At 53.3% G+C, this 18969-nt stretch carries 15 protein-coding genes and 1 tRNA gene; 7 read left to right on the forward strand and 9 right to left on the reverse strand.

Annotation, left to right across the window (positions count from 1 at the left end; all coding sequences use genetic code 11):
- Positions 1-15 precede the first annotated feature (15 nt).
- A complete protein-coding gene (locus ACX3M4_RS09475) occupies positions 16-591 on the forward strand; it encodes a tyrosine-type recombinase/integrase (RefSeq protein WP_459358336.1) in 576 nt (191 codons plus the stop codon).
- Positions 592-603: 12 nt separating this feature from the next.
- Here the strand turns inward: ACX3M4_RS09475 and ACX3M4_RS09480 are convergent, their stop codons facing one another.
- Entirely contained in the window at positions 604-1038 is a 435-nt protein-coding gene (locus ACX3M4_RS09480; RefSeq protein WP_459358337.1) for a Ros/MucR family transcriptional regulator, read from the reverse strand.
- Between the two features lie 254 nt (positions 1039-1292).
- A complete protein-coding gene (locus ACX3M4_RS09485; protein WP_459358338.1) occupies positions 1293-1481 on the reverse strand; it encodes a helix-turn-helix transcriptional regulator in 189 nt (62 codons plus the stop codon).
- 292 nt (positions 1482-1773) lie between these two features.
- On the opposite strand from ACX3M4_RS09485, the gene ACX3M4_RS09490 reads away from it, so the two are divergent.
- Positions 1774-2787, forward strand: a complete 1014-nt coding sequence (locus ACX3M4_RS09490) for a hypothetical protein (RefSeq protein ID WP_459358339.1) — start codon at positions 1774-1776, stop codon at positions 2785-2787.
- A gap of 39 nt (positions 2788-2826) precedes the next feature.
- Here ACX3M4_RS09490 and ACX3M4_RS09495 read toward each other — a convergent pair whose 3' ends face one another.
- From ACX3M4_RS09495 to ACX3M4_RS09505, 3 genes are all read right to left on the reverse strand, one after another.
- Positions 2827-3648: a replication-relaxation family protein gene (locus ACX3M4_RS09495; protein ID WP_459358340.1), complete on the reverse strand. Its 822-nt coding sequence runs from the start codon at positions 3646-3648 to the stop codon at positions 2827-2829.
- 124 nt (positions 3649-3772) lie between these two features.
- A complete protein-coding gene (locus ACX3M4_RS09500) occupies positions 3773-5917 on the reverse strand; it encodes a type IV secretory system conjugative DNA transfer family protein (RefSeq protein WP_459358341.1) in 2145 nt (714 codons plus the stop codon).
- Complete coding sequence (locus tag ACX3M4_RS09505) at positions 5910-6458, reverse strand: hypothetical protein (RefSeq protein ID WP_459358342.1); 549 nt, start codon at positions 6456-6458, stop codon at positions 5910-5912. The genes ACX3M4_RS09500 and ACX3M4_RS09505 overlap by 8 nt, the downstream gene beginning before the upstream one ends.
- Positions 6459-6982: 524 nt before the next feature.
- Between ACX3M4_RS09505 and ACX3M4_RS09510 the strand changes: the two genes are divergently transcribed.
- The 5 genes from ACX3M4_RS09510 (at position 6983) to ACX3M4_RS09530 (ending at position 12863) form a co-directional block, all read left to right on the forward strand.
- Positions 6983-7660 carry a hypothetical protein gene (locus tag ACX3M4_RS09510; RefSeq protein WP_459358343.1) on the forward strand — a complete coding sequence of 226 codons (678 nt, stop codon included), beginning with the start codon at positions 6983-6985 and terminating at the stop codon, positions 7658-7660.
- Positions 7657-8757 carry a hypothetical protein gene (locus ACX3M4_RS09515; RefSeq protein WP_459358344.1) on the forward strand — a complete coding sequence of 367 codons (1101 nt, stop codon included), beginning with the start codon at positions 7657-7659 and terminating at the stop codon, positions 8755-8757. Before ACX3M4_RS09510 ends, ACX3M4_RS09515 begins: the two co-directional genes overlap by 4 nt.
- 47 nt (positions 8758-8804) lie before the next feature.
- The gene (locus ACX3M4_RS09520; RefSeq protein WP_459358345.1) at positions 8805-10022 is read left to right on the forward strand and encodes an HD domain-containing protein; all 1218 of its coding nucleotides are present in this window, start codon (positions 8805-8807) and stop codon (positions 10020-10022) included.
- Entirely contained in the window at positions 10022-11167 is a 1146-nt protein-coding gene (locus tag ACX3M4_RS09525) for a DNA methyltransferase (protein WP_459358346.1), read from the forward strand. Before ACX3M4_RS09520 ends, ACX3M4_RS09525 begins: the two co-directional genes overlap by 1 nt.
- A 520-nt stretch (positions 11168-11687) precedes the next feature.
- Positions 11688-12863, forward strand: a complete 1176-nt coding sequence (locus ACX3M4_RS09530; protein ID WP_459358347.1) for a hypothetical protein — start codon at positions 11688-11690, stop codon at positions 12861-12863.
- A gap of 204 nt (positions 12864-13067) precedes the next feature.
- On the opposite strand, the gene ACX3M4_RS09535 is transcribed toward ACX3M4_RS09530, so the two are convergent.
- The 4 genes from ACX3M4_RS09535 to ACX3M4_RS09550 all read right to left on the reverse strand — a co-directional run bounded on the left by ACX3M4_RS09535 (position 13068) and on the right by ACX3M4_RS09550 (position 18885).
- Positions 13068-14279 (reverse strand): tyrosine-type recombinase/integrase, encoded by a 1212-nt coding sequence (locus tag ACX3M4_RS09535; RefSeq protein ID WP_459358348.1) that lies wholly within the window; start codon positions 14277-14279, stop codon positions 13068-13070.
- A 162-nt stretch (positions 14280-14441) separates the two neighbouring features.
- Positions 14442-14517, reverse strand: a tRNA-Phe gene (locus tag ACX3M4_RS09540).
- A 201-nt stretch (positions 14518-14718) separates the two neighbouring features.
- The gene (locus tag ACX3M4_RS09545; RefSeq protein ID WP_459358349.1) at positions 14719-17610 is read right to left on the reverse strand and encodes a FecR family protein; all 2892 of its coding nucleotides are present in this window, start codon (positions 17608-17610) and stop codon (positions 14719-14721) included.
- 9 nt (positions 17611-17619) lie between these two features.
- Positions 17620-18885, reverse strand: a complete 1266-nt coding sequence (locus ACX3M4_RS09550; RefSeq protein WP_459358350.1) for a hypothetical protein — start codon at positions 18883-18885, stop codon at positions 17620-17622.
- Positions 18886-18969: the final 84 nt, after the last annotated feature.

An 18969-nucleotide genomic window follows, 5' to 3' on the forward strand; every position in this document is an offset into this window, starting at 1 on the left:
TATGAGAGACCGCAGATGCGGCTCTACGACCGAGCTAACCGAAGGCTTTATATCAACGCGGAGGAAAGAGAACGGATTATAGAACAGGCTGAGAGGCAACCACTGCCCCGGAAAGCTCTCTGTCTGACCTTGCTGTATACGGGGTGCCGTATATCCGAGGCTCTGGCGCTCACCACCGCTTCAGTAGACAGCTATAGCCACCTGATCAGCATCCGCACGCTTAAGAAGCGGAACCGGCATCAGGTACGAGAGGTGCCGGTGCCGACCGTCCTCACCGACGTGCTGACTAAGCTGATCGGCAAGCAACCCGACAATCCAGCCCTCTTCCTGCACGAGGGCCAACCCCTGAAACGCATCACAGCGTATCGCTGGATCAAGCATGTCATGACCCTAGCCGACATAAAGGGTCTGCAGGCCTGTCCCAAGGGACTGAGGCACGGGTACGGGGTGCATGCACTGCGTTCCGGCGTCCCGCTCAACATGCTGCGTAAGTGGATGGGCCATTCGTCCATCGAGACCACCGCTATCTATGCGAACGCCGTCGGTAAAGAAGAGATGGAGATTGCGGGGAGGATGTGGGCCGCGCCTTAGCGGATACAGCAGCTACTTCCTCCCTTTCGCCTTAGCTTTCCCTTGGCGCAGCTGACCCAATCTCATCTGCTTGGCCAGCGCTGAACGAGCGGCGGCGTAGTTCGGTGCCACCATGGGGTAGTCCACGTCCAGTCCCCACTTTTCACGGTACTCTTCCGGCGTAAGGCCGTAGCGAGTGCGGATATGCCGCTTGAGGGATTTGAACCTCTTGCCGTCTTCCAGACAGATGATGAAATCCGGGGTAACGGACTTCTTGATCGGTACCGCTGGTACCTGAGGAGGAGCTTCCGGTTCCTGTGATGCTGTTACCGTCTTATGAAGCGCAGCGTGTACTTCACTGATCAGGTTTGGTAGATCAGCAGCGGCTACCGTGTTGTTGCCGACGTAGGCAGAAACAATATCGCTGGTGAGGTCGATCAGATTGGCGTCCACGGCGTTATCCGTCATTTCTTGTCTGTTCCTCGAATTGAATAGTGCTGTCTGATCGAGTCAGTTGCCTTGCGTAGTTGAAGGCATTGGTTTGGAGATTTCGATCCAGACAATGAATTTAGTGTCGGGATAGTCTGACAGACTATTCTTTGGATCAAGGTGTACCGGCGCTGAAGAGCTGTATTTATTTCCGGTTTCGTTAAAGGCTGTGCATAACGCTACTTGGGTGAACCGGTCTTCTGACCGGTTCACCCGCTCCTGTTACAGGAGCATCAGTTGGTACTGTCGCGACGATCAAGTCGTTCCTGGAGCCAATCCAGTACTTCCTGCTCTACCCACCCGACTCGGTTGGGGCCTAGCGTTACCCGCTTGGGGAATTGGCCGGCCGCTTCCAGACGGGCAATGTGTTGCGGAGAGTACAGGACCAGATCCTTTACCTGCCGTTTCGATAGTATCCTCATCACGATAACTCCCAATTTGGGAGCATCGCGATGCCCCGGTGTTGATAAAGCCCCAGGGTCTTGACAGGATAACAGTACTCACATTTCAGGAAAAACAATTTAGGCGGCAATCTGCGCCGAAGCAGCAGGCGGGAGCTATCCGCCCGCGCAAGATTTGCGCGGGAGGTAGCAACTTATGTATGCAACTCAATCCAAAGAAGCTGAAATCTAACGCCCCCCTTTAATCCAGGAACAGCACTATGATATGTTTCACATCTTAGGCGTGTAGGCATTGTTACGCTGGGGAGTAACGATGGATTTTGATATTTTGAAGTATATATCATGGGCACTGACTATCTCAATCCCATTTGCTGGCGCTTGGTTTTTTCAATACACAAAGAACGACGAGAAAAACGGAAGAAAGAAAATTACTAAATTTGGGTTTGTTGCATTTATACTTTCAATAATTGGCATTTTATTAAGTGGTTATTTAATGATCGAAGGCGACAAAAGATCGAAAACAGCGAAGGCAGAGGCAAAGGCTGAGACTGATCGAGAGAAGGAAAAAGCAGAAGAGTTTAGATCACAAATGAACGCTGAACGGGAGAAGGCTGAGACTTTCAGGTTGTCAATGGATCGATTGCAGACAGAGACGAATGAAAAAGTAAAAACAATTTTGATTAGCCTCGAAAGATTAAATGCCAATGAAATATCAAAAGACCAATTCGAACAAATTGCCGAAGATCAGTTTCCAGAGGCGTTTACAGGATGGAATACATTTGAAGAACTTAAGCGGGAAAACCCAGTAATTGTAGAAAGAATAATTTCTAGTAATAACTACAATGAAGTAGAAGCAATAATAATAGGAGAACTTTCCAAGGTTATAGAATCGAAGATAAAATTGAAAGACCCAGAATGCTCACAACTATATGAGCCAATGAGCGGACTACAAGCCTACCGTTCTTCCTTCAAATCCGGCACTGAATTGTTATTCAGCTCGTTAGTTTTACCTGAATCGGTAGATCTGAAAATTGCTGATCTTCGGGCATATAACAGGAGCGAATTTGACATCTCCAAAGGTAAACTATCGGTACAATTCTCAGACGGCACAGTAATAGTAGTTGAATGCCAAGCAGGGATTATGGACGGTTCCTGCGATTTGAATTTCAGTAAGAGTTCAGCAAACGCCCGCCTTCATAGTCAGTTGCGCAAAGGACTTCCAACAAAACTTATTCACTACATCGAAGGCGGCTCAACAAACGAGACATTGTTTACAGAAGACGCAGCAAAAAAATTGAGACTTATTGGTTTATGCACTGCCAGATAAGCTGGAATTTGTAGAAGTTTCGTTATCAAATCGTCATACTTATCGACGATCACAGGAAAAAGACATAGCGAATCTCACCTGCAAATTCGGCACTCCCCATACCTGCTTGAACCCACCCCCACCGATAAACGCGTCATACGCCGCCCGCTTCAGCGCCAAGCTGGATTTGGCGGCCGTTGACCGGCTCCTCGGACTTTGGTTCTCGCACTCCAAGGCCCAAAACCGATAGAGCTTCTTGCCATCAATCAGGTACTCGATGCCATAAAGGCCATCGGGAATAAGGTGGGTATGGAAGGGTCGTTTTAGCCACGGGGCCAACGTCCCAGGCTCTATAGTGACAGGAACGGCCAACGGATGTCCGTTGGATGCTGAGATATCCGGGGCACGGGCCAGAATTTCCTCGAACGAAACGAACCGCTGCTCGGGTTCCTGAATAGTCTCCAGTTCTACCTCCACCAGTGCATCCACGATCATCATGGCGTGATCGAATTGCGGTGCGCGGCCCGGTGCGGTGGCGGTCGCCAAAGCGGTGACTCGATGAGGCAAGTCGCCTTCGCTTTCTAGCCACCGCCTGCCCTTTGGCGACAACTCATAGATCATCGGCGTAGAACGGGCGTCAAAGGCCTTCCACTGCGCCTTGGGACGGTTGATCAACCCAGTCTCATGGTAGAGATCGCCCAGACGCTCCACGAACCGCTTTTCCGACTGCGGGCGCAGGAACGCCAGCAGCTGCGGCACTCGCAAATAACGGTAGCGGTATAACAGCTTCAGGATTTCCCCGTCCCGCTCGCTCAAGACAATCCGCTTGCCGGTTGGGTTACGGGAAAAGCGGGAACGACGGCCGAGACTATCAAGTGGCATGATGTCCTCCTTTTCGGAAGACATTCCGCCCCTAAATTCAGGAAATCAACGTGCGCTATGGCGAGCTATGGCGCTGGATGGTTCTTTGTGATCGGCAATGTTTCAGCCGAAAAAATGCAGAAAATCACTCCCACGGCATCGGTTCACCGGTATCGGGTGGATTTTCGTCTTCCGGCTCATCGTCGTCTTCATCCGAATCGTCCGATTCAAGCGGTTGCTCCCGGGCTTCGGTGTAGTGGACGGCGTATTTGTTCCGCATCGCGTCTCGCATCGCTTCACGCTCCTCCGCGCTCATCCGCGGTTGCCGTTCCATTTGACCGGGAGTGATAGTGATCGGCACCGCGTGGCGCGTAGTCCCCTTCACAAAGGCGGCGAAGGACAGTTTCTCCTGCGCTTCAATAAAGTCAGCGTCTGTGCGTAGCTCTCCGGCTAAAGCCCGCGCGTCCTTGGCCGATACCCCACCGGCGAACTTGATGGCCGTATTGGCCGAAATCGCTTCGTGGAGCTTGGTATCGAGCTGACCGAGGAATTGATGAGCGAGCAATATTCCGACCCGGTATTTACGGGCCTGACTGAGGATGATGCCTATCGTTCGGTCAAAATAATCGTTGGCTTCATCGATATAGACGAAGGTCGGCAAACGCTTTGAAACGGGCAATACCGCCCGCTCCTGCGCTGCCTGGGCTAGCATGGCGATAAAGAACCGCCCGAAGATCTCACTCCCGTTCTCTTTCAAGAGATCCTTGGCGGTGTTGATCAGAATGACCTTGCCCGCGTTCAGTTCGGAGAACAGATCCACCTTGCTCTTGGGGTGCGAGAACATCCGTTCAAAGGATTGGTTCTCCAGAATGCCATAGAGACGGCGCAGCACCTGTTTCCTTGTCTGGCTGAATTCACGGCTGCTGTACTCGGTCTCGAAGAAAGAACGCGCCGAGCCTTCCAGCTTAGCGATATAGGGGCGGAAGTTTTCCGCGCCATCGTCTTCGAGCAAACGGCGGAAGGTATGAATAGTGGCGTTCGGGATATGCAGGAGCAGCCGAGTGATATAGCGGAAAATGACTGTTTGTTTCTGGGTCATTCCGGCGTCAAGCAGAGATCCCAGGACAAAGTCGTAGAGTTCCAATACGCCGTTGATCAGTCGTTCCCGATCAAGCTGGGAATATTGGTTGATCCGTTCCAACTGGATATCGAAGAGATTGAGGGCGACCGGCCATTCCACGTCGGTTGGGTCGATCAAAACGAGCCGGTCAGCCAACGGCTGACCGGGCGCGAACACCTTCATATTCGATATGGTGTTGATGAGGTCACTCTGACTGTCGATGACGACGATGGACGCTCTTCCCTCGGCCACGGCGTCCAGATCGTGGAGGATGAGCTGTTGCAGCGTTTGGGTCTTCCCGTGACCGCTGCCCGCCGTAATGTGCTGATGCTCAAAGCGGGTGTCTTCGGGAATACTGATCGGCACCCTAATGTCGAATAACGGCAGGAACGGCGTTCCGGCCAGATAGGTCTGGAGTAGCTGTTCCTCGGGCATCGACGGCGCTTTGGAGGGCAAGCGCAAGGGGCGGTCTTTGCCATCCCCCGGCACGCCTCCGGAGGCAATGATCAGATTGTATTCCAGCCGACCGCAAAGGCGATCCAACAGCCCCAAGTCATGCGCTTCCGGCGCAAACGGCATTTGCACCATTCGATCTACGATCTCCGGAACGTTCTCCAAGAGACGTAGTAGTTGGCTTTCGAAGGTCAGGTCGCGAGCATCTTCAGCCTCCCGCTTAGACACCAGCATTGGGCATTGCCGCACCAGTGGTTCGATCATGGCGGCGATGACGCCTTCCAACTCTGCCATAGCGGCGTCGATGTTCTCGACCAGACGCATGGTTTTCCGCAACGCGTCTTCCGCCTCCCAGATCTCGGAACGCGGTGGCGGTATCCGGCCGCCGCCGGAGAACTGCGGCACGGCAAACAGGTCTTCGCTTTGAAGCAGATCGAAGACACAGGCTTCAAGCGGATCGAAGAGCGGCAGATCAGTGGGTGCGACGGCCGCAGGCACAAAGCGTTCGAGTACTTTGAAGGCGAGCGTGGTGGAAAGTCGTCGTAGGTCTCGTTGCGTGCTGAGTTCGGCTGTTCTCAGCTTCTCGCTGACATAGCGGATCTTTCCGTCCAGGCTCATGGCCTCAAAGGAACGCGCCTGATCAAACAACATCCGTTTGGCCGACATTTGCAGACGTCCAAAGACATTCCAGCCCCGATAGATCTTGTCCTCAGGCACGTCGCCGCGCCAATATGGCTCGCTTGGCCTCTTCTGCTGTGAGCGGCAGGATCTTTATCCGTTCTCTGCTATCCCAGCGTTTGGCGCTCTCCAGCACCTGCCGCAGATACTCCGAGATCGACTGCAGGAAGGCTTCTTTCTCGATCAGCTCAATGATGCTGTCACAGCGGAAGGTGCGTCCGCCATGGAGCAAGTCCGAGACCATGATCTGTTCGCGGAGGGCGTAGAAATAGACGCCGGTCATGATGAGCGTGACCAACACCGCCAAGCCCGCCGCCATGAAATACGACAGGATAAAGAGGCTGAGGAAGTACGAAACAATCCCGAGCAGCAAGGCAGGCCGGAAAGCCTTTTTCAGATCGTCAATGGCATTGCTACGGACCAAGACCGCTCCGGAGAAGCGGTACAGGTGAATGAGCCTGGTCTCTTCCGGATCAAGCTCCAGTTCCGCCAACAGGTTGAAGATAACCCCACGGCCGATGCGTAAAGGTACGAGAGAAAACGCAGCGTCTTTCTGGCTGCGGCCAAGCAACAAGTTCATCGGATGTCCCCCAAGCACCACCGCCCGACCGAACGTTCCCAATCCCTCTCGATCAAACGGCTCTGTCTGACTGCATTATTCTCAATGCAATCAAGATACGTTCAACTGAACGATACACCTTTATGTTGCATCAAGTTGCTGGCAAAGGAAAGCAGGTTTTCAGGTGTCACCCAGCCGCGCGCCCGCGCCTGGCCGTATCAAATGGCTCAAGTGCTCTCACCATTTGATTGTGCAGGTGCAGCTAATCGGAAAATGTAGCCGTATGAGAAGCTATGTCGCGCCATGCTGAGGGATAGCCAGCAGGCATTCTGGGGGATGCTGTATCCCCGTCGCTATCCCCTGACAGGAATGTCTTTGACATGACAATACACCAGTCGAGTTTGCAAGACAGTGTGTTTCAGAAGAATAGAACTTGTGTGCGAATCGGGTATACAATGATGTGTTAATTTTGACATAAATCTCCTGGAAAAGGCTGGCACATTCCGACTGAACCTTCTCTTTTCCCATCGCGCAACGGTGGTACCATGAATAGTTCTTCTGCATGCATGGTTATGTTTTCGGGAGGGCGAGACTCAACACTTGCAGCTCTTAGACTTGCTGACTTGGGAAGTCCGCTCACTTTGGTCACAATTACATCAAACCATTTAGTTGGAATTGGTCATGTGATTGAGCGTCTGGGAGAACTTCGCGGAATTTTGCCAGATGAAACTAAATGGGTTCGCGTTCAACAACCAACTGCTCTTCGCACAGACACATCTTTCTATGAAAAAACGTGTCTTTCCTGCCATCATGCTTATGTTGTTGCTTGCGGCGTGTTGGCACGAAAATTCAACGCTTCTAGCCTAGCGTTTGGCTATGCGACCTACCAGTCTGACTGGCCGGAACAAACACCTTTAGCAATTAATAGTTTACGTTCAATTCTTGACCTCCACGGCCTACACTTAGAATTGCCCGTTTATGATATCCTTTCGAAGGATGATGCAGTTCAAGAGCTAGTGGCACGGGGCGTAAGCGGGCGCTCCCTTGAACAAAAGTGCCTCCGTCAAGTCAACAATGTGCGGCTGCCGGACGATCGCTTGAAACAACAAATTGCGCTTTGGGAAAAGGCAATCGACCAATCCTTCCTGCGTATCGGCGAAATCGAGCTCGAAGTTCTCGAAGACCGCATCTTAGGCAGCATTCCAAAAGGTACGCTATTATGACACCGTGGACCTTGCTTACAGCTATGGCGGGACTAATCGCCTTTCACATAGGCCTTTTCACCCTGGTCGGGAGAGAAAGAAAGTCACCTTATGTTATTAATGCTGTATTCCCAGTCTTCTTACTGTGTCTTATCGTTGCGGCGCTTTGCATCACCGCAGCCACCCTGCCAAGCAATCAAAAAATATTGCTAGATGCAGGTGCAGTCTTTTTTATTTTTGCAATAGTAGTGTCTATTTATACAGTCACAAGAACAACGATTCGATTTGTATATTTTGTTGACAGCGTCAATCCAAGACATCTGAAGCCTGTGAGGTTTATACGTCGGTTATTTAAAAGAAAGGGACCTAGTTACGAGCACAACCCCGTCGATATTCCGCAAGAATTGAAAATGAAAATCGAGGCCGCAGCGACTAACATAGGGGGGACGTCGGCGGCTTTTCGAAAGCAACTCAATCCGGTGTCCATGGCAGTAGCTGTGCGACACCAGGGTCAGGCCAACGAGATACTCTATCAACTTGCAAGAGCTTTCATTGAGAGCGGATTTTCGGTTCAGTATTTGACAGCTTCAAGGCACCCGATCGAATTCATCTCGTTGCTTAAAAAAATTCTTGAAGACGCCGGACAAACTTGGGCAAAAATCAGCAGTAAGATTGTAGTCATTGACGCCTATTCTCCTCACTTTGCATTCACGGACTCCTGGCTCCCCGTCAAGACCGATCAATTGAAAAATTTAGGCGTCACTTATGTGCTTGCATCTATGACCTATGCAGGTATGCATTCCGCTTCAGCTCGGGCATTTAAAAAAATTAAGGCACAGGTCGGGAACGAGCGACATCGAGATCCAACACTGGTGATATATGAAGATGCTCGCGCATTGTCAGATCTGGAATCAACTGAACAGTACCGAATTTTTGTTCGCCACGTAATGCCGTCGGAGCGTATGTGGGGAGGGATGTTTACGGTGTTCTGCGAGGCCTGTCCTGCTGAGGGAGATTGGGACCTCCTACAAGCATATGCGAGTATCGCCATGGACCTACGGAAACTGGATACAAGGCGAATTGACGGAAATAAAGCAGTTGCGGAGATCGAGAAGTGACTTTGCAGAAGGGTTATTCGTACCTCGACCCACTATATGGATCGATCATGTTTTCCGAGGAGCTGGCTTTACTCATTGCCTCTCCAACAATCCAGCGTCTTCGCCATGTTCGGCTGTCTAATATTGATTCAATTGATTTGCCGTCTATCGCGAATATTTCGCGATTTGAACATGTACTTGGAGTGGCGCATCTTGCAGACGTGCTAGGCTTTCGATCGACTATATCAACTTATGATGCCTTAGTAATTTCAAGCTCCGCACTTCTTCATGATTGGGCAATTACGTCTTTTGGGCACTTAGTCGAGGAAGCACTTCAATATGTTGGCACGGGCTTCAATCATGAGCTGCGCCTTTCTCAGCTTCTATCAGATGAAGCTGACGAGTTATTTGGAGCAGACCTCCAGATTTTGCAAGGGCAGGAAACCGGCCTCAGGCGATGGGCAACACAGATTGCGGGTGGAAACGGCCAGAAGCTCCTCTCCGATATTATGGAACATATAAAGGGAGGCGGCGCCTATGGGCCGATCATAGCGGGCGATATAGATATCGACAATATCGACAATATATTCCGGATGCAGTTTCACATGGGATTATTGCAAGACAGGGATATAGCTAAACGTCTCGTCAATAATATTGTCGGCCTTTCTTCTGATCAACGTAGTCTGACCTTCCAAAAAAATTCGAAACCTGATATTGAAACATGGATTTCTTCTCGGTCCGACGTATATCATCACCTTATGCTTGGGCGCCGTGATTTCGTTGGAAAAGTAATGCTTCTTTATGCTACTATTTTGGCTTTTAATGAAGATATTATTACGCTAGACGATTGGAAGTTGACTGACAGCGAATTTATCAACCGCCTTATTTCTTGTGGGAACAAAGATGTTCTACAAACTGTAAAGCGGTGGCTGCTCGGCGACATCTGGGACGCGACGCCTTTGTTTTGGGTCAAGGGAAAGCGACCCGAGTATCCGGAACTTCTGAAGTACTCAAACCTTTTGTCTGATGAACTCAGCCGTGTTTGTTTCTCTTATGGCATCAAGGACAAAAGGACTCGAAAGCTCGATATAACCTTTGAGGATGGCACTCGAGAGGTATCAGGAGCGAACGCGGACAAGTGGTTGTTTGGCGTAGCATCTCCTTTGAAACGTTCTTTCAAGAAGTCCGAAATTGACATTTCGAAGCGCTTATTAGAACAGAAATTTAGCACACAGATAACTGGAACTGCTGAATTCAGCTATGAACCGACTAGCGGTTTGTTTTAATGGACTTAGCAAGGCTCAATAGAATTGACTGGGACTTCCCCGGCACCGGCACCCATAGCGGGACACCGCACGCTTTTCATTGGTTCCCGGGGAATTATATACCACAACTTCCTACCGCTTTTATTCAGGTGCTTTCCAAGCCGGGAGAGGTAGTGCTTGATCCGTTTTGTGGTAGCGGGACTACTGCACTTGCTGCGATGGCACTAAACCGCGATGCAGTCGTATCGGATCAATTGAAATCGAGCTTGCTGATAACTCGAGCAAAGGTGACACTTGCACGTTCGGGATTTGACCGAACCCTCCGCGATAAACTGCTGGCCAAATTAGCATTCGATCATGAATGCCGAACTACAATGATAGGTGAAGCAGGCGAAGGTTCTGATCCCGAACTAGAAGCTTGGTATAGTGCTGATACACTTTCTCAACTCCGCTTCCTATGGAAACTGGTTGAAACAATCTCTGGCGACCAACGCTGTATTCTCAATGGCGTATTTTCAGATGTCCTATTCCAGTGCACCTCTACCCGTGGGTCCCTTACCCGCAGCGGTAAGCGAAGGCGACATCATTGGGGTTGGATTGCAGACAATGTAAAGCCAACCGAGCTAGTGAATCACGATGCGATAGCATTATTCAGAAGCTCTATAGCGCAACTTAGCGAAATTCCCACCAAAGAAACAAAGTCAGTGGTTCAAGTTCAGCAGCAAGATGCAAGGTGCATGTCATTCGACGATGAGATTACTGATCTTGTCGTAACCTCCCCCCCTTACATCGGCATGATAGACTACACCCACGCAAGCCGAATGGAATATTTATGGATGGGGTGGGCAATTTTGGAAGAGCGAGAGTTAGAGATCGGAGCGAGATATCGCCGCAACCGTCGGAGCCGATTGAAGGAAGAATATATTGCCGATATGACGCGATGCGCCGCAGAAATTAGCCGGACTTTGCGGCGAAATCGACACTGCGCATTGGTCTTGGGAGAATCCCGCGCTTTCCCTGGCACAGCGTTAAGTGTCATTGACATATTTGCAGAATTTATGCCGCTAGTCTGGGGGCCTGTACCAAGGACGCCTACTCGGCGGCGTGTCTCCGATCGCAGCGCCACTGAGTCGGTCGAATATTTAGCAGTATTCCAAAAACCATGATCCTAGCGTTATTCGGAAGTTCAATGGTTGGGAAAACAACGGTAGCAACTGCGCTAGCCGACGCCCTCTGTTTGCCGATTAGGAATTGCGGAGATGTTGTTAGGTTCCGTGCGAAAGAGCTAGGCATCTCTATTTCAGAATTAGAAGACAGCATACACACGACGATCGATGCGGACACAGTGGAATGGGCAACATCACACTCAAGCGGCTGTGTAGTTGAAGGCCGATTCCTAGATTCTGTTTTGGCTGGAACGAATGGTGTCAGCTTTGTTCGGCTGATAGCGTCATACGAGGCTCGAGCTAAGCGCTGTAAAATCGCTCTTTCGCTTGATGATTTGAAAAAACGCGATGCTGAAGATCATGCGTTTCGAAATCGACTATTTACTCAGCCTTTTCAGCCGATATGTTACCACGCAGTAGACACTTCAGAATTGTCGGTATCGCAGTGCGTCGAAAAGATACAGAGCCTAATCTCATAATTTCTTCAACTCGGCTGAGTCGTATTCACCCGTATCCTGCTATGATCGCCGATGATCTCGCCACCCAGCTTGCAGCAAGATATGTCAACGCAGATTCTCGCGTCCTGGATCCTTTTTGTGGATCCGGCAGACTACTCGCTGCAAGCGAGCAAGCGGCTACTAGAATAGGAATAGATGCCAACCCACTGGCGTGGTTAATCACGGCCTCAAAACTTAAGAGCCCTGACCTTAAAACCCTTACTAAACTTTTGGAAGATATCTCTAATGGTCGAAAATTCAAAAATGTATATCCACTTGAATTTACTACCGGAAGGAAGGTGGATTGGTTTTCAGATGAGATAATACTCGATTTGTCAAAGATAATATGCTGGATAAACACCTATAGCCTCTCCGGTCCAACCTTGTTTTTAGTTGGTGCTGTGTTAAGTGCCACAGCTAGAGAATCTTCATACGCGAGAGATAGTGGATGGAAGCTTCACCGTATGTCTGAGCTTGCGCGCTCACAACACCAATGTGATCCGTGGACAATTTTTGAAAGACGCCTCCGCTATTGTGTTCGAGATCTATCCAAACGAGATGATATCGAGGGGACTGGAACGGTTGTATGCGGACGAGTTGGCGCTGAAGTCTCGAAAGTCCTTGAAACACTTGGCGGCCCATTCGATTTGGTTCTAACATCACCACCATACGGGGACTCACGCACTACAGTGCACTATGGAGCAGCATCAGAGCTTTGCCTTGGCGTTGTCCGGCACGTTAAAGGGCTTTCCCATTTGTTCGAACAAGGACGCACTATTGACGCTGCATGCATTGGAGAGTCCTTAAATGAGTCTAATTGGGACGCTTCTTTGATCAAGCGATACTGGTCCGGAAGCTTATCCAATCCAGCCTCTACGGGCGTTGAGAAGTTCCTTTGCAGCTATGATGCCGCCTGTAATGTCATTGGGAAGGCCGTAAAGCCTGGTGGAAGAGCCGTATTTATAGTTGGACGTAGATCCACAGGGGGCTTTCGTCTCAGACTCGACAACTTCACTATGGACCGCTTTACGGCTAATGGCTTCAAAATCGAGGACCGTTACGAGCGAACTTTGCAAAAAAAACGGTCACCGCTTTTTGTTAACCGGTATGCTCGTTCCCAGTCAGAAGAATTGCGCTCACGCGGTTTTGTTCGCACCTTTGATCGCGACATAGTTGTGGTTTTAAGAAAAAATGATTAAAAATCGAATAAACTTCAAAATAATATTTACATGAGAAAAAATTAAAGCTCGTAATTTAGATTTTTCGCAGAACAAGGATACACGCGATTATTTACTCCTGAGCCAAATCGGAAAAGTTCAACCCTTTGTAGTCGGGTGACCAATTCCGTACGAAACCCCTTCTGTATCGACCTTCACTCCGGGCTAGACGTATATTTGTCATATTCAATTGCAGGAATGTCGAGTTGTCCGCTCCCCACACCTCAGTTCGTCCAACAAGTCAGCCCATCCCTGCATCATTGAAATACGCTGCTCAAAATAACTAGCCCGGTTATACGCTCTCCGGATAGCGTTTTTGTCCTGATGAGCCAAAACCGCTTCTATCACATCCGGATCGTACCCTCTCTGATTGAGAATGGTACTGGCGGTTACCCGAAAGCCGTGGGCCGTCACTTCTTCCTTGGAATACCCCATGCGTCGCAACGCAGCGTTCAAGGCATTCTCGGACAATGGACGCTGCTTTGAACGGATCGAAGGAAAGACAAGACTGCCGTGATCTGAGAACGACCAGATCTCCTCTAAAACCACAAGCGCTTGACGGGAGAGCGGTACATCATGCGGAGCCCGCATCTTCATACGCTCCGCCGGAATATGCCAGACAGATTTCTTGAGATCGAATTCATCGCGTGTAGCCCCGCGCACCTCTCCAGGACGTACACAGGTTAGAACGAGAAATTGCAGCGCGGCCTTTAGCGTGGGCCAACCATCATAGTCATCGATGGCAGAGAGAAGCCGGCCAAACTTGCGTTCGTCGGTGATGGCGGCTCTGCCGGTGGCCTTAGGCGGCTGCAAGGCACCTTGAAGCGCCTGTGTGGGGTCAATCTCAGCGCGGAGCGTCACTATAGCTAATCGGAAGACACTGCCAATGACACCGCGTAAGCGTCTGGCTGTCTCCCTCCTCCCGCTCTTCTCGATCTTCTGGAGCAGGTGAAGGATCTCAGCCGAGGTGATTTCCTTGATTGGTCGTCTGGTTAACGGGCTCGCCAAGTCCTGCAGCAGCCAAGTGGTCTTGTTCATGGTCGCCTGTGCGGAACCCTTGTCTTCCATCCGCTTTAGGTACTCCTCAGCCAGGAGGCCAAAGGTGGTGCGCGCTTCTGTAATCGCGGCGATCTTTTCAACCTTCCGCTTCACAGAGGGGTTGATACCGGCCAGAAGCTGCTTCTTGGCTTCGTCTCGCTTCTCTCTGGCTTCAAGCAAGGATAATAGCGGGTATTTGCCGAACGAGAGGACGTTCTCCTTGGCTGCAAATCGGTAGCGGAGCTGCCAGAGTTTGGACCCGTTCTTCTGAACCAGCAGATAGAGACCATCCCCGTCTGAGAGGCGGTACGACTTCTCTTTAGCCTTGGCGCTCTTGCAAGCGAAGTCTGAAAGGGCCATTGGGTAACGCTCCGATTGGGTAATGGGTAATACCCAAATCGTTACCCAATTTCAGAGGTGCTGCAAGGGTCAGCTATGAGTCACCATGAGCGCCAAATCAGCACTAAAGCGTTGATTTTTAAAGGATTGAGAGATACTATGAGGAGCTATGAAAAAGGCAAATGGTGCCCAGAGCCGGAATCGAACCAGCGACACGCGGATTTTCAATCCGCTGCTCTACCAACTGAGCTATCTGGGCGCGCTTGCGAGTGGTCCGGGGCGAGCCCCTTTCGCTGAAAGCCCGGTCCTTATAGAGGCTCCCAGAAACCTTGTCCAGCACCCCGGCAAAGTTTTTTGACAATCAGCGCAGGCTATCCTGTTGAAAACAATATCCAAGGACAAGACACTGAAAAACAACGGGATTTACGACAACTGACAGCACCGGCCAAGCTGCCCCGTGCTATTGGATTTCACCGGCGACGATGCCGGTCGCCGACCAGGTGCCCTGGACGGCGCGAAAGTCGCCGATGGCGCCGTCATGATTGGTGTTCGGGCCGGCTACAATCGACGTGTTGATCTGGCCGGTGAGGCCGCCGACACCCGAAAGCGCACCGGAGAACATGTTGCCGCTGGCAACCGTCTGCTCCGTGATGGTCGCACTCATGCTGCGGTCGTCGAAATTGGAAATCGTCGCCGTGCCAGAGCGGGTGCCGAAATTCATCGACATGGCGAAATCGCCGGCAGCCAGATATTGGGAACTCCCGTTGATCACGTTGCCGACAGCATGCCCCTGATAGGTGGCGCTGCCGGAGGTCGGAAGGTTGCCCGAAGCCGTCACCTTGCCCGCGACCCATGTGCCGAGATGGAAGGTGTCGAAGCGCTCGCCCTGCGCCAGCGAGGCCGAGTCGACTTCAAGCTTCGTGCCCCAATAGCCCCATTCCAGGAAATCGCAGGTGCATTTGGAGGCGATGTTGAAAACACCGTCATCCGCCCCGTCCACCAGCGTGCTCGGAATGAGGTAGCTCTCCGGCGATGTGCCGGATTTAACATTGATCGCATCAAGGTCGTCTGTTGTGAGCTGTGTACCGGCCCCGTTGGCTCTCTCTATGGCCGCATAGGTATCGCTGTCGACATAGACAGAGTGACCGGAGCCGGAGGCATCGCCAAACCCAAGCAGATACCGCTCGATATCGCTGTCGCTGCCGGTCACGTCATCTACCCTCAAGCTGGCGCTGAGCGTGCCTGCCTGACCATCGAAGGCGATGGAAAAATCGCCGACCGACGCACTGTTGAAGATCACCGGCGCTCCGCTCACCATATTCAGGTTCACCGAGGATTCCAGAACACCCGACGCATAGCCGGTCAGGGTTTCGATCGGACGCGACAGGGAAGACAGGTTCACCTCGGTGTCCAGCTCGGCCACATGCAGCGTGCCGCTTTTCTGGTCGGTCGAGACGATCCCGGAAGGAACGGCCGCATAACCGTCGGTGAAGGTGCCGCCCGACGTCAGGCCGCCCGGGCTGAGCACCAGATAATCCGCGTTGTCGCCGAAGAACGTGCCGCCGTCCGGCCCTTCGAGGCTGGCGAGCGTACCGCCATAGAGCCCAGCGGCGTTGCCGGCAACGGTCCGGTGGCCGCCGCGGCGCACACCGTCGAGCATCAGCTCCCCATCCTCTTCCACGACAGTCCCCAGGCCAAGCGACACAAAAGACTTCTGCGTGCTGTTACCGGCAGACAAATAGAGCGAGGCGGCCAGGAAGCCGGCGCCCTCCAGGGTGCTTGAACTGGTCTCAACGATCTTGAGGCCGGTCGATTCCACATTCCCCAGAAAGGAGATGCCAAGATCCGAAGCGATCGACGGATTGAGGAAGAGCGCTGCGGATTCGGCCGGCTGCAGATCGCCGAAATTGTCGTCAGCGGCCAGTTGGAACGCGGTGAGCGCGTCGCCGTTCAGCGTGTAGGTGCGTACCTTGACCGGCTCTGCCCCGTCGAACGTGTCGAAATCGGTCGCGTCGCCGTAAAGGCCGACAAAATAGTCGGTGTCACCGTAATCGAAGGTCGGTGTCAGCCCGGGCTCGGTGGCGATGAAATGGATGAAAAAGCCGAAGCCTTCGCCGCTGATCCGCTGGCCGCGGGCATTCTGGACGATCGTGCCCTGAAGTGTGGGCACATCGGGGATGATGCTGGAACTATGGTTTTCCAGAATGCTGCCATTGGCGTTCACCGTCTGGGTGAAATACTCCTTGTCGGCGGTATCGGGATCGAAGACGTAGATCCTGGTGCCGTCGGCCGTGCCACTCCACAGCCGGTATCCGTTGTTGACCGTATCCGGGTCGCGGGTGAAGACGACGATCTCGTCAAAGCCTTGTGGCCCGCCCAGAACGCCCAGATTTCCGGGCGAAAGGTTCAGTGCGGCTTCACCGGCAAAAGCCGTACCGGCCCTCAGGATGCGGGCCGTATCCGTGACATCGTTTGACGTCTCCGTTTCAAGCTCGTTCACATTCTGAAGCTGCGTCAGCACCTGGGTCTGGATCAGCGCATCGGCACTGTCCCCCGGATGGCGCGGCTGTCCCGGCCCAACGCCCTGCCCCGGCCTCGGCCGGGGTGTTGCCGTTATGTTGGCCAGACGCGAATTGACCCCGGCAATGCCGGACCGGGCGATCCTGCGGTCGTTCGGCGGCTGCGAGATGCCGCCGTTCTGTCGCCCGCGGCTCATGGCGGTCTGTACGGCGCCGAGATCGGACTGGCGCGTGCGCCGGACATTGGCCCGCCCGCCGGAGCCGATCTCCATGGAATAGCCGCCCTGATGGATCCTGGCTGTCTGACCGTCCGGACCGGTGAATGTCAGGTCCTTGCCGAAGAGCAGCGAGAAGACGGGCGGGTTGCCGCCGAGATTGAGATTGGCGATGCCGCCGCGAATGCCGATCGTGCCGACCGGCGTCTTCACCGTGACGCCATCGCGCTTCTTGCTGAGCTTGCCACCGACAAAACGCGCCACGCCCTTGCCCAGCGTTGCCACCAGCTTGCCCGTGCCTGCTCCCGGATCATAGACGAACTCGTCGATGACCAGATCGGAATTGGCTCCCACCGTGAAGGTTGAGCCGTCGACAAGCAGCACCTGAACCAGGCCGGAGCCGGTCGTCTCGATGCGCTCGTTGAAGATGACATTGTCGCCGAGCACCTTGGTGCTGCGCGCGCCGCCCGGCGGGGTCCCGAAGGCATCGGAATTGACGGCCGCCGCGACACCGACTTCCGTTGCTCCCACCGGGGCACCGATCGGCACCACAGCGGCACCAGCCAGGATTGCCGCCAGGCAACAGCTTGTCAGAAACCGTATGGTCGCCGGTGTCATGGGCCCTTCCTAGAACGACTTGGTCAGCGACAGCGTCGCCGACCCGTTGGAATAGATGCCAAGGTCATAGGTCGAATATTGCCGCCGGAACTCACCGGTGAACCCGAGCGCAATGTCCTGGCGCAGCGGTACGCTCAAGCCCCCGCGCATCCAGCCTTCATTGTCGCGCTGCGCGGCGGACGCGTCCACAAGTGGATCCGGTCCCTGATATTCACGGTAGATATAACCGGCTTCAAGGTCCAGCGACCAGGGCAGCGTCAGTTTCCCGATCGGCGATGCGAACTGGATCGTTGCGCCGATGCCGCCGCCAACCTCCCAGCTCTGTGTCCAGGGCCTCTTGGCTTCCTCGAAATCGGCCAGCACCAGCGCCCTGGCGGTGATCTTCTGGCTCAGTTGCCTGGTCAGGGTCGCCGCCAGCCGCCAGTAGGAGCCGTTGCGGTCCGACACGGTCGAATATTCGGCGGTGTCGTTGTACCAGCGCCGACGCCATTCCAGCTTGGCGTCGATCAGCGTCGCGGGTGTCAGCTGCGACACGAAGCGCGTACCGACGCCGACTGCACCGTTGTAGTTGGCATGGTTGAGGCGGATGCCGGAGGCGATGGCAAAGACCGACACGCGGCTGTCGTCGATGTCGAACCGCTCCAGGTTGATCGACGGGCCAAGGTTGAGTTCGGCAAGCGCCGTATCCAGCCGGACAAGATCCGCATAGCGTGCACCGTAGAAGACGAAGTCGGCTTCCAGAAGATCGCCCTGCAGGCCGAGATCATACGAGCCCTGAAGCCGGGCGGCGAGAAAGCCATTCACATCCGCCGTGCCTGTGGAGGTGTCGTCGAGCAGGAAGGTGCCGCCGTTGAGATCCACCCGGCGGCTGCCGGGCGCTGCATTGGCATTGGTCTGGTAGCGTATGCCGGTCACGATTGCGGCACGGAAGCTCGCGGGGTCCTCTTGCTTGGCTAGCGCCGTCATATAGGCCGAAACCCGCGCCTCCACCTCCGGCGGAACATCGGGCGCCTTCAGGGCTTCCTGGAAATAGTAGCGCGCGGTTTCGGTCGACCCGAGGCGGAAATAGAGCACGCCGAGTTCGAGCTGGACCCTGGGCAGGCCGGGCGCGTAGATGAGCATCCGCTCCAGGGTCGAGATGGCAGCCTCATAGTCGCCCATGAGCGAGGACACCATGGCGTATTCGAAGGCGGTATCAAGATCGTCCGGCGCGGACAGCATGACCTCAAGCAGAGCCGCCTGCCGTGCGGCCAGCGCCTCGGGCGTCTGAGCCACGACCGTGCCATCCTGCGACCAAGCAGGTAACGTGCTTTGGAAAAATGCCGGCAAGACAACAAGCGCACCCAAAAGGCCCGCTGA

The sequence above is a fragment of the Roseibium sp. M-1 genome (assembly GCF_054515675.1).

Excerpts from the sequence above, each read along its gene's own strand:
- ACX3M4_RS09475 (WP_459358336.1), top strand. The coding sequence starts at position 16 with ATGCGGCTCTACGACCGAGCTAACCGAAGGCTTTATATCAACGCGGAG.
- ACX3M4_RS09530 (WP_459358347.1), top strand. The coding sequence starts at position 11,688 with ATGATCGCCGATGATCTCGCCACCCAGCTTGCAGCAAGATATGTCAAC.
- ACX3M4_RS09495 (WP_459358340.1), bottom strand. The coding sequence starts at position 3,648 with ATGCCACTTGATAGTCTCGGCCGTCGTTCCCGCTTTTCCCGTAACCCA.
- ACX3M4_RS09520 (WP_459358345.1), top strand. The coding sequence starts at position 8,805 with ATGTTTTCCGAGGAGCTGGCTTTACTCATTGCCTCTCCAACAATCCAG.
- ACX3M4_RS09505 (WP_459358342.1), bottom strand. The coding sequence starts at position 6,458 with ATGAACTTGTTGCTTGGCCGCAGCCAGAAAGACGCTGCGTTTTCTCTC.
- ACX3M4_RS09510 (WP_459358343.1), top strand. The coding sequence starts at position 6,983 with ATGAATAGTTCTTCTGCATGCATGGTTATGTTTTCGGGAGGGCGAGAC.
- ACX3M4_RS09490 (WP_459358339.1), top strand. The coding sequence starts at position 1,774 with ATGGATTTTGATATTTTGAAGTATATATCATGGGCACTGACTATCTCA.
- ACX3M4_RS09535 (WP_459358348.1), bottom strand. The coding sequence starts at position 14,279 with ATGGCCCTTTCAGACTTCGCTTGCAAGAGCGCCAAGGCTAAAGAGAAG.
- ACX3M4_RS09545 (WP_459358349.1), bottom strand. The coding sequence starts at position 17,610 with ATGACACCGGCGACCATACGGTTTCTGACAAGCTGTTGCCTGGCGGCA.
- ACX3M4_RS09485 (WP_459358338.1), bottom strand. The coding sequence starts at position 1,481 with ATGAGGATACTATCGAAACGGCAGGTAAAGGATCTGGTCCTGTACTCT.
- ACX3M4_RS09480 (WP_459358337.1), bottom strand. The coding sequence starts at position 1,038 with ATGACGGATAACGCCGTGGACGCCAATCTGATCGACCTCACCAGCGAT.
- ACX3M4_RS09515 (WP_459358344.1), top strand. The coding sequence starts at position 7,657 with ATGACACCGTGGACCTTGCTTACAGCTATGGCGGGACTAATCGCCTTT.
- ACX3M4_RS09525 (WP_459358346.1), top strand. The coding sequence starts at position 10,022 with ATGGACTTAGCAAGGCTCAATAGAATTGACTGGGACTTCCCCGGCACC.